The sequence below is a fragment of the Xanthomonas sp. LF06-19 genome (assembly GCF_034105425.1).
Lineage (GTDB): Bacteria > Pseudomonadota > Gammaproteobacteria > Xanthomonadales > Xanthomonadaceae > Xanthomonas_A > Xanthomonas_A sontii.
In genome coordinates, this window is the sequence record NZ_JAXGGH010000004.1 from 339,380 (window position 1) to 352,916 (window position 13,537).

Here is a 13,537-nt window from a genome sequence, read left to right on the forward strand (position 1 = left end):
CTCACAGCTCCGGCGACAGGCCATCGGCCAGGGTGCGGCGATAAGCCAGCAGGGCCGGTACGATGCCGGCGAGCACGCCGGCCAGCAGCACGCAGCCGAGCCAGCCCCATTCCGCCGCGCTGGGTGCGATGCGGTTGATCGCCAGGCCGAAATGATCGAGCACCCAGCCACGCGCCAGCCAGCTGGCCGCGGTCACCGCCAGCAGCGCAAGTGTGCACGACACCACGGTGACCAAGCCGGCCTCGAACAGCAGCAGCCAGGCGATGTCGCGCGGCCGTGCGCCGACCGCGCGCAGGATCGCCATCTCGCGCCGGCGCTCCTGCAGCGTGGCCACCAGCAGCGCGACCATCGACACCAGGCCGAGCAGCACCACCAGCGAGGCGATCATCCGCAAGGCGCCTTCGGCCGTGCCCAGCGTGCCCCACAACTGTTGCAGGGTGACGCCCGGCATGATCGCCAGCATCGCTTCCTCGGGGTACTCGTTGATCCGCCGCTGGACCGAGAAGGTGGCGATGCGGGTCTTGAGGCCGAGCATGAAGGCGGTGATGGTGTCCGGGGTCAGGTCCATCGCCCGCGCCTGCGCGGCGCTGACGTGGTGGCCCGGCAGCCGCACGCCGGAATGCCAGTCGATATGGATCGCCTCGATCGCCTGCAGCGACACAAGCACGCTGGAATCCACCGGCGTGCCGGTGCGGCGCAGGATGCCGACGATCCGGAACGGCTTGTCGGCATGGTTGGCCAGGCTGATGCGCCCGGTGCCATGGGTCAGCACGATCTCGTCGCCGAGGTGGCGGCCGAGCGCGGCGGCGACGTCGGCGCCGATCACCGCATCGTAGAGATCGTCGAACGCCCTGCCCTGCGCGAACGCCAGGGGATGCTTGGCGCCGTAGTGGTAGTGCTCGAAGAAGCCGGTGCTGGTGCCGACCACCCGGTAGCCGCGGTAGGAATCGCCCAGCGAGAGCGGCACCGCCCACTTCACTTCGGGCATCGCGCTCAGGTCCTGGTAGCTCTTCCACGACACGTTGTTGGTGGCGTCGCCGATGTGGAACACCGAGTACAGCAACAGGTTCACCGGGCCCGAGCGCGCGCCGACGATCAGGTCGGTGCCCGACACGGTGCTGGCAAAACCTTCGTGCGCCTGGGTGCGGATCCGCTCCACGCCCAGCAGCAGGGTCACGCTCAGGGTGATCACCAGTACGGTCAACGCCACGCCCAGGCGCCGGCTGCGCAGGCTGGCCAGGGCCAGCTTCAACAGGCTCATCGTGCACCTCCGGCGCCGGCGCGGTTGAGCGTGGCCAGGTCGGCCTGGGCGTCGAACAGCGGTGCGATCGACGGATCGTGACTGACCACGATCGAACTGGTGCCGCCCTGCCGGCACTCGGCGAACAGTAACTGCAGGAAGGCCTGCGCCGCGACCGGGTCGAGCGCGGAGGTGGGTTCGTCGGCGAGCAGCAGCGGCGGCCGCGCGATCAACGCGCGCGCGGCGGCAACGCGTTGCTGCTGGCCGACGCTGAGGCGGGCAGCCGGCCGCGACCATAGCGCCGCCACGTCCAGGCCCAGCGCGACCATCAGCCGCTCGATCTCGGTGTCCAGCGCCTGCGTGCCCGCCGCCAGCCGGCCGCGGCGCGCGGAGAACTGCAGGCCCAGCGCGATGTTGTCGCGGGTGCTCAGGAACGGCAGCAGGTTGAACTGCTGGAACACCACGCCGCAGTGGTCGGCGCGGAAGCGATCGCGTGCGGCCTTGCGCAAGGCCGCCAGGTCCTGCCCGGCCACGCGCACGCAGCCGGCCGTGGGCTGCAGCACGCCGGCGATCAAGGCCAGCAAGGTGCTCTTGCCCGATCCGCTGGCGCCGCGCAGCAACAGTTGCTGCCCACGCGGCAGCGCAAACGATGCGATGTCCAGCACCGGTGCGGCGGCGCCGGGATAGCCGAAGCGCACCTCGGTCAGTTCGACGACGTGGTGCTGGTTCATTCCGGCAGCTTCACCCGGGTCTGCCCGGGCACCACCTCGGTGCGGCCCTGGCCCGCAGCGGTGGCGACATCGACCAGCACCGTGTGCAGCCCGGGGAAACGTTGCGGCAACAGCACCTGCAGGTGATCCAGTCGCGCCGGCTGCGTGCAGTTGAACGCGTACCGGGCGTGGAACTCGGCGTGGCTGTGGCCGGGCTCGTCTGGATCGGCCATCGCCACGTCGTAGCCCTCGGTGGTGACCTGCGCGCTGCGCAGCGAACAGGCCGCCGCGACCGGGAACTGCAACCAGCCCGCACCGCGCAGGGTGGCGACCGCGGCCTCCAGCCGCTGGCGCTCGCCGGCATCGCGCGTCGGGTGTTCGAAATCGAGGATGCCGATGCCGGGCGCGCTGAGCTGCACGTCCACGGCGGTGCCGTCGACGGCGACCTCCAGGTTGGCCTGGCCGTGCACGTGCGGGCCATGGTGGCGGATCGCAGCGGTGGCTGGCGAGCTGGCGGAGAGGAGCAACAGGATCAGGGGAATGCCAGGTCGCATATGCAGCGCATCGGTTGAGTTACACTATAACATTAGTGAACTATCGAGCGCGGGCGCAAGCCTGCCGTTGCCGTCAGTCAGCCGCGGTTCGCATCCGGCCACCACCGACGCGCCTCGCGCGGCGGCCCTGTGCCGCGATGGGCGCCGAACTCCAGGGATCTTCATGTCTTCATCCATCATTCCCGACAGCTACACCGCCTGGCGCCACTGCATCGAGGTCGACTGCGGCCTGCGACTGGAGCCTGCCTACGTCGCGCAACGCATCGCCGCGCTCAACGACCTCACCGATCACCACACCCAGCAATTCGTGCGCTGCTGGGGCGAGTCGCATCGCCAGCAGGTGCTGCAGTGGTTTGCGCACGCGCAGGCCGCATTCGCCGACGGTCGGGCATGAATCTTCTCGCGCGGCACGACGCGGTCGCCGCCGGTGCCGTTGGACGGCGATGCATTCCTTCTGCGAACGCCGCGCGGCGCGGCATGGCGACGCCCTGATCCAATCAGGACCGTGAGTGGTCAAGCGATGAAGGTCGGCCGCGGCCTGCGTGCGCATTGGTGGCGCGCTCTGCCTTGAAGCGCTGACGCCCCTGGACGGGAACGCCAACTTAGCCGTAACCATCTCACTGACACATGCGCTGCAAAGCAGGCTGCCAAGCTACGACCGCTGCCGGTAGCATGCACGCGCATCGCCGCCCGGCATCCACTTCCCACGCTCCCGCAAGGACACCCAACGTGCCTCTCGCTTCCATCGCCAGCGTGCATCCCGCACGCCGCTTCCTGTCCGCCGCCATGGCCTGCCTGCTGCTGTCGGCAGCCACCGGCGCCCAGGCCCGGCCGCAGCCCTCGCAGTTCCAGATCGTCGAGAGCGTGCCCGAGGCCAGCGTCTACGGCGAACCCGGCGTGCCGCGCACCCAGCAGACCTGGCTGGCGATGATCAACGGGGCCAGGCAGCGCATCGACATCGCCGCGTTCTACATCTCCGAGAAGCCCGGCACCGGCCTGACGCCGGTACTGGACGCACTGGCCGCCCGCGCCCGCGCCGGGGTGGCGGTGCACCTGCTGGTCGACCACACCTTCCTGGCCAAGAACCCGGATAGCGTCGCCTGGCTGGGCAAGGTGCCGGGCATCACCGTGCGGGTGCTGCCGGTCGATACGCTGACCGGCGGCGTGCTGCACGCCAAGTACATGATCGTCGACGACGCCAGCGTGTTCGTCGGCAGCCAGAACTGGGATTGGCGGGCGCTGGAGCAGATCCATGAGATCGGCGCGCGCATCGATGACGCGCGCTTCGCCAAGACCTTCGCCGCGAGCTTCGACTACAGCTGGCGCCTGGCCGACGAAGGCAATCTGGCCAAGGCGCAGGCGCGCGGTGTGCAGCCGCCGGACTTCGTTCCGGTCACCGCCACCGATCCGGTGCTGCTGGATGCCGGCAGCGACGCGCCGCTGGTCGCCTTTCCCGCGTTCAGCCCGCCGGCGCTGCAGCCGGCGTGGGTCAGCGCCGAGGAGCCGGCCCTGGTCGAGATGATCCGCGCCAGCCAGCATGCGCTGCGCATCCAGGTGATGACGCTGTCGGCGATCCGCAGCTTCGGGCCCAAGGGCTGGTGGGCACCGGTCGACAGCGCCATCCGCGACGCCGCCGCGCGCGGCGTGCAGGTGCACATCATCGTCGCCGACTGGGCGCTGCGCGAACCGATGCAGGCCTATCTGAAAAGCCTGGCCGCGCTGCCGAACATCGCGGTGAAGTTCAGCCGCCTGCCGCCGGCGCCGCAGGGCTTCATCCCATACGCGCGGGTCGAGCACGCCAAGTACGCGGTGGCCGACGACCGCAGCAGCGTGATCGGCACCGGCAACTGGGAATGGAGCTACTTCAATACCGCGGTGGACGCCTCGGTGTTCGTCAAGGGCAAGGGACCGGCCGAGACGCTGACGCGCATCTTCGACCGCGACTGGAACGGCCCCTACGTCACCACGCTGCAGCCTGGGCAGAACTACGAGGCGCCGCGGACCGAGTAGTCGCTGAGTCGTCCTGCGCGGCCTGTGCGTCCATGGGCGAGCCGGCGCGTGTCAAAGCATGCGCTCGGCCCGAAGATCCAGCGCCGCGTCAATGCGCTGCGTTAACCCGTCGAATGTTGCTGCGACGGTCTTGCGCGCCGATCCCTACGAAGCCTTAACCAGCACTCCCTATCCTGGCTCCGCGCTGGAGGGCTGCCGCGGCGCCGGGCATTGCCGCATGCGCCGCAACGCACGCCTCCCACCGCGTACGGACATCAAAACAAGGAGACGCCATGAAGACGCTGCACGCACTCGTGTTCGCAGGAAGCTTGTTGGGCCTCGCCTCGCCGGCCTTCGCCGAGGTCGCCAATCTCACCAACAGCGCCGACGGTGCCAACCGCGACGCCGGCATCGCCGCGGTCAAGAAGAAGTTGCAGGACGCCTGCACCGAACGCAAGGGCAAGCCGGACGCCAACTCGTTCGAGGTGGTGTTCGAGAAGACCAGCCAGAATCCGGACGTGCCCAAGCCGTACTACGTGGATGGAAAGATGAAGTGCGATATCCCGTAGGGGGCGTGTGGCCATTTAGCCTTGCCTGTCCAGATGGCATGGCCTAGGAACAAGACCCCGCTTGCGGGGTTTTGTTTTTCTGCTGGTCCCAAATATCGGACTGCCTGACGCATACGAAGCAGTAGGCTGTAGCGGGCTGAGCGGAGTTCGGCCCCTGCTGATGAGTGCGACGCTGAGGGAATGCTGTCGGCTCAGGAAGCCCGATCAGCCAACAGCAGCGGCGACACGGTCCCGCGTTGCACCATCACGCACTGGTCGGCGATGGCGGTCAGGCCGAGGCGGTGCGAGACCGCGACCAGGGCGGTCTGCGGCAGCCGTCGCCGCAACGTGCTCAGGACCTGCTGTTCGGCGGCGGCGTCGAGCGCGCTGGTGGCTTCGTCGAGCAAGGCGACGCGCGGTTGCCGCAGCAGCACCTGGGCCAGCAGCAACCGCTGCAGTTCGCCGCCGGACAGGCGCGCGCCGGCGCCGTGCGCGGCGGTGTCCAGGCCGGCGCCGCCCTGCAGGCGCGCGGCCAGGCCGACGTCGCGCAGGGCTTCCCACATCGCCGTCTCGCTCGCGCTCGGCGCCGCCCAGGCCAGGCACTGCCGCACGCTGTGCTGCCAGGGCCGCACGCCCTGGGCGACATAGGCCAAGGGCTGCAGCGCGGCGCGGTAGCCGGCGAAGTCGAGCGCACGGCCGTCGCAGTGCGCGGCGAACTGCGGTGGCGCGACCATGCCGGCCAGCGCGTCCATCAGGCTGCTCTTGCCGACGCCGGATGGGCCACTGATCAGGGTCAGTGTGCCTGGCGCGAGGACCAGACCGGTCAGGGCCACCGCGGCCAGCGGCGGTGCCAGGCCGATGCGTTCGATCTGGATCGGCGCCGTCGATCCTGTCGCCGCCCTGGGCTGTGCCGCCACGGTGCCAGGTGGCGTTGGCAGCGTGCCGAGCGCGACGTAGCGCTGCCACAATACCAGCGCAGGCGCGGCAGAGCGCAGTTGCTGCACGCTCTGCCGGGTCGAGACCAGGTACGGCAGCAGCCGCCCCAGCAGCAGGCCGACGGTGATCAGCGCGCCGCGGTCGATGCCGTGCCACACTCCGGCCAGCAGCATGATCGCGGCGATGGCCGCCACCGCCGCCAGTTCCAGCAACAGGCGGCCGGAGGCGACCAGCGCCTGCTGGCGCGCGTAGCCATAGGCGAGCCGACCGGCGATCGCCTCGTAGGCTTCCTGCTCGCGCGCCTCGCGGGCGAACGAGCGCACGTGGCGCAGGCGCCGCGGGAAATCCTCGCTGAGCCAGAACAGCCGGGTCATGTCGGCGACGTACTCGCGGCTGACCCGGGCCTGTTCGTGGCCGGCGATGCGGAAGGCGAGCAGGCCCAGCGCCAGCAGCGGCGGCAGTGCCAGCACCAGCATGGGCGAGACCAGGAACGCCGCGGCCAGGCTCACCGCCGCGGTGATCGCCGCCACCAGCAGTTGCAGCAGCGCGCTGAAGCCCTGCACCACGATCTCGACGTTGTAGGTGAGCAGGTTGGCGATTTCCGCCGAGCTGGCGTCGGCCAGGGCCGGCAGCGGCGCCTGCAGCAGCCGCGCATGTACCTGCCGGCGCAGGTCCAGCGCGTGGCGGCTGGCCAGGTCCGCGGCCAGTCGTGTGCCCCACCAACGCAGCAGGGCGAAGCCGCTGCTGGCGGCGACGAACAGCAGGGTCTGCGCGAGGAAGCCGGTCGGCAACGGCAAGGCGTGGCCGGCCAGGGTCAGCACGTGGCCGGGTTGCACCAGCGGCACCAGCGCGACCGCGGCCAGCGCGCCGGCCAGCGCGCCGAGCAGCGACAGCAGCACGTACCCGGCGATGCGCAGGCGCTCGCCGCGACCGAGCACGGCGACGAAGGCGCGCAGCAAGTGCGATACCGGTTCCGGGCGTGTGCTCATCGGTGGGTGTCCTTGGGGCGGACCATCGACGCGGTGCGCCATCCGCACTCCCCTGCGTCGGCGATGCGCGTCGCCGGCACCGTCACGTTTTGCACGGGATCAGGCCAACAGTGTCTGCACCGCATCGACCGAGGCCTCCGGATGCGTGCCGCGCTGCAGTTCGTACACGCCCAGCCGCTGCAACTTGCGCGCGAACAACGGCCAGTGCGGCTGGCCCGCGGCGTAGGGCTGGTCCGCGGCCAGGCGTGCCGCCACGTCCGCGTCGGGCATCGGCTGCAGCAGCCGCTGCGGATCGGCGGCCATGGTGGACGAGACGAACACGGCCGCGGCCAGCCGCAACGGCGCCTGTGCCAGGCGCCCCTCGCCCTGGCGGATGTCCACCTCGTGCTTCAGCGCGCCGCTGCGGCGGCGGATCATCGGCGCCGCGGCGATCCAGGCGTGGGTCTGCGGATCGAGCAGGTGCAACAGTTCCGGCCGCAGATGCAGGAAGTTGCCGATGCCGGTGGCGAGCAGGTAGTGCGGGGCGACGAACAGCGCGTCCTCGGCAAGGAACTCCAGCCCGCGCAGCAGGCTGTGCAGCGCCAGGGTCGACTTGCCGGCGCCGCTGCCGCCGAGCAGCAGCACGCCGCGGCCGTCGCGGCCGACGCAGGCGCCGTGCAGCGGCACCAGGCGCATGCCGTGCGCGGCAAGCACGAACACGGCGAACTCGATCAGTTCGTAACGCACGTGGTAGGCGTGCGCGAGCATGTCCTCGGACACCACCACCAGCGCCCTGCGCTGCTCGGGCACCAGCACGACGTAGTTGTGCGCATCGATCACCCCGCTCAATACACCCGCGCCGGAATGGGTCTGCACCGGCGGCGGCTCCATTGCCAGCGCGTAGGGCGCGTCGCCACGGTCCACCAGGGTCAGTTCGATACGGAACGCGGCGCTCTCCGGCAGGCGATGCGCTGGCACCGCGCCGAATGCCGCTTCCACCAAGGCCAGCAGCGCCGGACTGTTGCTCTCGAAGTGGAAGCGTCCACCGAGCAGTTGCTTGCTGAGGGTGTGGGGGCGCCGCAGCTGGGTGTGGAACGGATCGCAGGCACCGCCCGCAGCGACGACTGGCGTGGCGTGGTCGCTTGTTGCCACGTCCAGAACACGCACGGTCGATCGCTGCATCGGAGAAGAGTCGCTTGGGTGGATGCAGCGTGGGTGCGCCTGCCGCGGCCAAAGGTTGCGCGGGGTCATGCCGGTGTTTCGCGCAACCAAACGGCGCAGCCCCGGCACATACCGCCACGGCCACCTGCGCGCGGCCATCGCTGCATGCGCCCCTCCCCCGCGGCGCCGAACGAGACCTTTCGCCGATGCTCAAGATCCAGGTCAGCCACTCCTACTTCCTGCGCTACGACCCCAAGCAATGGGAACGCGGCAAGCCGTACCCGCCGCTGGCCACGCTGCAGGTGGCGGCACTGCTGCGTCAGCATGGACACCAGGTGACGCTGTTCGACGCGATGCTGGCCGAGGGCGTGGAGGACTACGACCACGCCGTCCGCACGCAGCGGCCGGACCTGGTGGTGTTCTACGAGGACAACTTCAACTTCCTCACCAAGATGTGCCTGAGCCGGATGCGCGAGGCCGCGTGCCGGATGATCGCCGAGGCGCGCGCCGGCGGCAGCCGGGTGATCGTCGCCGGCTCCGACGCCTCGGACCATCCGGAGGCGTTCCTTGCGGCCGGTGCCGACGCGGTGCTGATCGGCGAAGGCATCGCGGCCTTGCTGGACCTGGTGGCGCGGCTGCAGGCGGAACCGGACATCGACCCGGCGCGCTGGGTGGCCGGCCTCGCCGAGGTGGCCAGCGCGGTGCTGCCGCAACTCAAGCGCGCGCAGATCGGCGCGCGGCCGCCGGATCCGCGGCTGTCGGTGACGGCGGCCTGGGACCTGCTGGATATCCCGCGCTACCGCGCGTTCTGGCAGCAGCGACAAGGCCATTTCAGTCTGAACATGGCCGCCTCGCGCGGCTGCCCGTTCCGCTGCAACTGGTGCGCCAAGCCGATCTGGGGCAATCACTACAAGCGCCGCGAGGCGCAGGACGTGGCCGCGGAGATGACCCAGCTCAAGCGCAGCTTCGCGCCCGACCATGTGTGGATGGCCGACGACATCTTCGGCTTCCACGTGGACTGGGTGGAGGACTTCGCCGATGCGCTGGCCGCCACCGACGGCGCGGTGCCCTTCACCATACAGACCCGTGCCGACCTGTGCAGCGAGCGCATGACCGCCGCCCTGGCGCGGGCCGGCTGCCGCGAGGCCTGGATCGGCGCGGAGAGCGGCAGCCAGCGCATCCTCGACAAGATGACCAAGGGCACCGATGTGGACGGCGTGATCGCCGCGCGCCAGCGGCTGGGCGCGCAGGGCATCCGCGTCGGCTTCTTCCTGCAGCTGGGCTACCTGGACGAGCAACTCGACGACATCCTCGCCACGCGCCGGCTGGTGGCGCAGGCGCGCCCGGACGACATCGGCGTCAGCGTGTCTTATCCCCTGCCCGGCACCGTGTTCTACCAACAGGTCAAGGACCAGCTCGGGCGCAAGACCCATTGGCAGGACAGCGACGACCTGGCGATGATGTTCCGTGGCGCCTACGACTCGGCGTTCTACCGCCAGGTACGCGATCTGCTGCACCGGCAGGTGGACCTGCAATGTCGCGAGGATGCGCGCCCGGCGCCGACGCACGCGCAGGACTGGGCGGCGCTGGACGCCGACTGGGCAGCGCTGATCGCGCGCGAAGCCGAGCATCGGACCGACGCGCCGCCAGCGCCGGCGGCCAAGGCGGTCGCCGCCGGCGGCAGCCGCCGCATCCCGCTGGTGCAGCGCTCATGAGCGACCTGGCGACGCCCTCGTCTCCGACCGTGGCGGCCGACCTGCCGACAGCGGCAGCCGCGGCGACGCCGGCACACCTGCCGTTGCGGCGCATCGGCCGTGGCCTGCGCCTGGCCACCGAAACCCTGGCGCATGAGCTGGCACGCCCCGGTGCGCCGATGCCGGACTGGAGCGGCCTGCACTGGCAACTGGCCGCAGCCGCGGCGGTCGCGCACGGCGTGGCGCCACTGCTGAGCCAGCGCTCGCAATGGCCGGACCGGCCGTGGCGCGCGTTCCTGGAGGGGCAACGCGAACACGTGGCGCAGCGCTACCAGCGCATCGCGGCGTTGCTGCAGCGGATCGACGCCCTGGCGCAGACCGCCGGCCTGGCGATCGTGCCGCTGAAAGGCGCGGCGCTGCATGCGCAAGGCCTGTATCGGCCGGGCGACCGGCCGATGGCCGACATCGACCTGCTGGTGCGCCCCGAGGACGCCGAGCGTGCCGCGACTTTGCTCGCCGCGCTGGGCTACGTGGCCGAGTTCGCGCAGTGGAAGCACCAGACCTTTCGTCCAGCGCAGGCGCAGGCGGTGGGTGGCCTGGGCGAGCACCGCGACACGCCGATCAACATCGAACTGCACGTGCGCATCCAGGAACGCCTGCCGCTGCGCTCGGTCGACCTCGGTACGCAACTCCTGCCGCGCAACGGCAGGCCCGGCCTGAATCCCTACCCCAGCAACGGCGCGCTGATGCGCCACCTGTTGCTGCACGCGGCCGGCGGACTGTGCAGCCGCAGTCTGCGGCTGATGCACCTGCACGACCTGGCCTTGCTCGCCCCGCGCATGCGCGCCAGCGACTGGCAGATGCTGACCGGCACCGACGCCTGGTGGGCATGGCCGCCGCTGCGGTTGATGCTGCGTTACTACCGCGCGGCGATTCCGTCGGCGGTGCTCAAGCAACTGCGCGCGCAGTGTCCGCCGCTGTTGCGGCTGCGCGCGCGCGGACTGGATCTGACCGCGGCGTCGTGCTCGCAACTGTGGCTGCCGGCGCTACCGGGCATCGAATGGGCGCGTTCGGGCGGCGAGGTGCTGGACTATCTGCGCCAGCGCCTGCAGCCCTCGGCGGAAAGCCGCCAGGAACGCGCCGAGATGATTCGTACCCAACTGTGGTTGCAGGGCCAGGACTGGGTGCGCCTGCCGCAGCGCCGCCGCGTGCTGCAGCGTCTGCTGCGTCCGGTGCCGCGGATGGACACGCTGTACGCGGTGCGCACCGCGCTGCAGGGCTATGCGCCGTCGTCGGAGTGACGCACGCCCTCCTAGAGCGCGCAGTAAGCGACCGTCGCGGGAGCGGCTTCAGCCGCGACAGCCGTTGTGGCGGCGCACGTCGCGGCTGAAGCCGCTGCCACGAAAAGACACGAGGCCGCCTTAAAGGCGAAGCGCCTGCACGCCGCGCTGCGCGTCAACCGTTCTGCGCCGCGCGCCGCTCATCGGTGCTGCGCGGTGCGCACAGGCGCTGGTACAGCGCGGTGAAGCCGCGCACGCTGCAGTCGGCGTCCTCGCGCACGGCCCGGCATTGCGCCGCCCAGGCCAGGCGCAGGCGCAGGTCGTCGTCGCTGAGTACCTGGCGTAGCGCATCGGCCAGCCCGGCCCAGTCGCCCACGGGCACCGCCAGCGCCGCCGACGGCGCCCACTCCTGCAGATGCCCGACCGCGGTGCCCACGGTCGGCACGCCGGCCACGGCCGCTTCCAGCAACACCAGCGGCCCGGCCTCGTGCTGCGACGACAACACCAGCAGATCCGCCGCCTCCACCAGCGGCCGCAGGTCGCGCTGGGTCTTGAAGCCGAGGAAGCGCACGCGCGCGCTCAGGCCAAGCGTGGCGACCAGGCGCTGCATCGCGCCGTCGAGGGTGTCCACCCCGACCAGGTCGATGCGGAAGTCGACCCCGGCGCGGGCCAGTGCGGCGAGTGCGCGCAACAGGGTCGTCTGGTCCTTCACCGGATTGAGGCTGGCCACGTGCAGCAGCCGCGCCGGGCCCTCCCCCCGCGCGCGCGGCGGGCGCGGCGGCCAGGCGCGCAGGTCCACGCCCAGGGGCACGCGTTCGGCGGCGATGCCCAACGCCCGCAAGCTGTCGAGGATGGGCGCACTGGCGGCGGTCACCGCACTCGCCAGGCGCAACACCAGCGCCTCGCGCAGCCGCCCCTGCCATTTGCGCCGGCCGCCGTAGCCGATCGCATGCAGTGCGACCAGTTCGCCGCCGGCGATGTGCACCAGGCTCGGCCGCCGCAGCCAGCGCGCTGCCGCCACCGCGATCAGGCTGCAGTGGCCGGAAAACAGCGACTGCACCACGTCGAACGGCGCGCGGCGGTGCTCGGCGCGGATCGCGGCGATCGCCCGCCAGCGCGTACGCGCCGCACCGATGTTGTGGATCCGCGCGCCCAGCAGGTCCCATTGCGCCGGCAGCGTTTCCTGGTGCAGCACGAAGACGTGTAATTCATGCACGCGCGCCAGCCGCTCGATCAGGCTCAGGAAGGCCGGAATCACCCGGTACTCGCCGCTGCGGTCGACGCCGCCCGGCACCACCAGGGCCAGCTTCATGCCGCGCTCCGCGACGTGGCACCGAGCAACTGCGCATAGGCGCGCGCCCAGCGCCGGCCGACTGCCGCGAACGACAGCTGCGCATCGAAATGCGCGCGCACCAGCGCTCGCGAAGGCCCGTCGCGCGAGGCCTGCAGCAGCGCGGTGGCCAGGCGTTCGGCGTCGCCGCACGGCCACAGCGCGCCGACCCGGCCGCCGTCGCTGAGCGCACGGAACGCCGGGATGTCGGTCAACACCGGCACCGTGCCGCAGGCATAGGCCTCCAGCGCCGCGTAGCCGCAGCTCTCGCCCAGGCTGCCGGACACGAACAGGTCGGCCGCGCGCATCAGGGTCTGGATCTGCGCGTGCTCCACCCGGCCCAGCAGGTGCACGCGGCCGGCCAGCCGCGGATCGGCCTGGATGCGCTGTTGCACCACCGGCAGCAGCGGCGCATCGCCGAACGCGCAGAACAACTGCAGCCCGCTCAGTTGCTCGCTGGCGCGGGCCACGCCGTCGAGCACGGTGAGCGGATCCTTGCCCTCGCTCAGATGGCCGACCCACAGCACGCAGGGCGCGCCATGCAGCCCGCTGTCGCGGCGCGCCTGGTCGCGCTCGCCGGGAGTGAAGCGGCAACTGGATTCGGGAATGGCGAACAGGCGCGTGGATCCGGCGAACAGTCCGGCGCCGACGAAACCGCGCGCCAGCTCCAGCGAGGTGAAGGCGATGCCGGCGGCGGCGGCGTACCAGCGCCGCCACTGCGGCCGCCGCCACCAGCGCGGCGGACGGTTGGCGTGGTCCTGCAGCAGGATCGGCAGCGACGGCCGCCAGCGCGCCAGCGTCGCCGCCTCGCGCGCGAACTGCAGGCCGTGCACGTGCACCACGTCGGCCTCCAGCTCGGCCAGCAGCGCGGCGATGCGGCGCAGATGGCGCCGGCGCGCGGTCTCGGCATGGCGCACGAAGTGATAGTTCACGCCGTTGCGCTGCAGGTGCGCATCGACCGCGGCGGCCTGGATCACCGAAACGCGGGTGCCGGCGCTGGCCACCGCCTCGGCGATGTCGGCCAGCGACGGCCACAGCGCGAACGCCTGCTCCGGCGTCACCCCGTCCGGCAACGGCACGAAGTTGAGTTGCACGGCATGCACGGCGCGGTCGACGTTGCCGTCCAT

Annotated in this window: 12 protein-coding genes; 5 read left to right on the forward strand and 7 right to left on the reverse strand. The window is 71.2% G+C overall.

Annotated elements, in window-relative coordinates; genetic code table 11:
• Position 1: 1 nt before the first annotated feature.
• From SLW55_RS10750 to SLW55_RS10760, 3 genes are read right to left on the reverse strand one after another with little or no spacing between them, the layout of a single operon-like run.
• Positions 2–1,255 (reverse strand): ABC transporter permease, encoded by a 1,254-nt coding sequence (locus SLW55_RS10750; RefSeq protein WP_319020001.1) that lies wholly within the window; start codon positions 1,253–1,255, stop codon positions 2–4.
• A 2-nt stretch (positions 1,256–1,257) separates the two neighbouring features.
• A complete protein-coding gene (locus SLW55_RS10755; RefSeq protein WP_043092026.1) occupies positions 1,258–1,971 on the reverse strand; it encodes an ATP-binding cassette domain-containing protein in 714 nt (237 codons plus the stop codon).
• Complete coding sequence (locus SLW55_RS10760; protein ID WP_052250733.1) at positions 1,968–2,477, reverse strand: DUF2796 domain-containing protein; 510 nt, start codon at positions 2,475–2,477, stop codon at positions 1,968–1,970. Before SLW55_RS10760 ends, SLW55_RS10755 begins: the two co-directional genes overlap by 4 nt.
• 190 nt (positions 2,478–2,667) lie before the next feature.
• Here SLW55_RS10760 and SLW55_RS10765 point away from each other — a divergent pair, with 190 nt between their 5' ends.
• From SLW55_RS10765 to SLW55_RS10775, 3 genes are all read left to right on the forward strand, one after another.
• Positions 2,668–2,898, forward strand: a complete 231-nt coding sequence (locus tag SLW55_RS10765) for a hypothetical protein (RefSeq protein ID WP_043092024.1) — start codon at positions 2,668–2,670, stop codon at positions 2,896–2,898.
• A gap of 335 nt (positions 2,899–3,233) precedes the next feature.
• Positions 3,234–4,514: a phospholipase D-like domain-containing protein gene (locus SLW55_RS10770; RefSeq protein ID WP_226975077.1), complete on the forward strand. Its 1,281-nt coding sequence runs from the start codon at positions 3,234–3,236 to the stop codon at positions 4,512–4,514.
• A gap of 272 nt (positions 4,515–4,786) precedes the next feature.
• Complete coding sequence (locus SLW55_RS10775) at positions 4,787–5,062, forward strand: hypothetical protein (protein WP_267105827.1); 276 nt, start codon at positions 4,787–4,789, stop codon at positions 5,060–5,062.
• Between the two features lie 191 nt (positions 5,063–5,253).
• On the opposite strand, the gene SLW55_RS10780 is transcribed toward SLW55_RS10775, so the two are convergent.
• Both SLW55_RS10780 and SLW55_RS10785 read right to left on the reverse strand, forming a co-directional pair.
• A complete protein-coding gene (locus SLW55_RS10780; protein ID WP_320745105.1) occupies positions 5,254–6,966 on the reverse strand; it encodes an ABC transporter ATP-binding protein in 1,713 nt (570 codons plus the stop codon).
• Positions 6,967–7,065: 99 nt separating this feature from the next.
• Positions 7,066–8,127, reverse strand: a complete 1,062-nt coding sequence (locus SLW55_RS10785) for a serine kinase (RefSeq protein ID WP_320745107.1) — start codon at positions 8,125–8,127, stop codon at positions 7,066–7,068.
• Positions 8,128–8,312: 185 nt separating this feature from the next.
• Between SLW55_RS10785 and SLW55_RS10790 the strand changes: the two genes are divergently transcribed.
• Positions 8,313–9,821: a radical SAM protein gene (locus SLW55_RS10790; protein ID WP_320745109.1), complete on the forward strand. Its 1,509-nt coding sequence runs from the start codon at positions 8,313–8,315 to the stop codon at positions 9,819–9,821.
• Complete coding sequence (locus SLW55_RS10795; RefSeq protein WP_320745110.1) at positions 9,818–11,101, forward strand: nucleotidyltransferase family protein; 1,284 nt, start codon at positions 9,818–9,820, stop codon at positions 11,099–11,101. Before SLW55_RS10790 ends, SLW55_RS10795 begins: the two co-directional genes overlap by 4 nt.
• A 154-nt stretch (positions 11,102–11,255) precedes the next feature.
• On the opposite strand, the gene SLW55_RS10800 is transcribed toward SLW55_RS10795, so the two are convergent.
• Together SLW55_RS10800 and SLW55_RS10805 are read right to left on the reverse strand one after the other, a co-directional pair.
• Positions 11,256–12,392 carry a glycosyltransferase family 4 protein gene (locus tag SLW55_RS10800; RefSeq protein WP_320745112.1) on the reverse strand — a complete coding sequence of 379 codons (1,137 nt, stop codon included), beginning with the start codon at positions 12,390–12,392 and terminating at the stop codon, positions 11,256–11,258.
• Positions 12,389–13,537: a glycosyltransferase family 4 protein gene (locus tag SLW55_RS10805; protein ID WP_320745113.1), complete on the reverse strand. Its 1,149-nt coding sequence runs from the start codon at positions 13,535–13,537 to the stop codon at positions 12,389–12,391. Before SLW55_RS10805 ends, SLW55_RS10800 begins: the two co-directional genes overlap by 4 nt.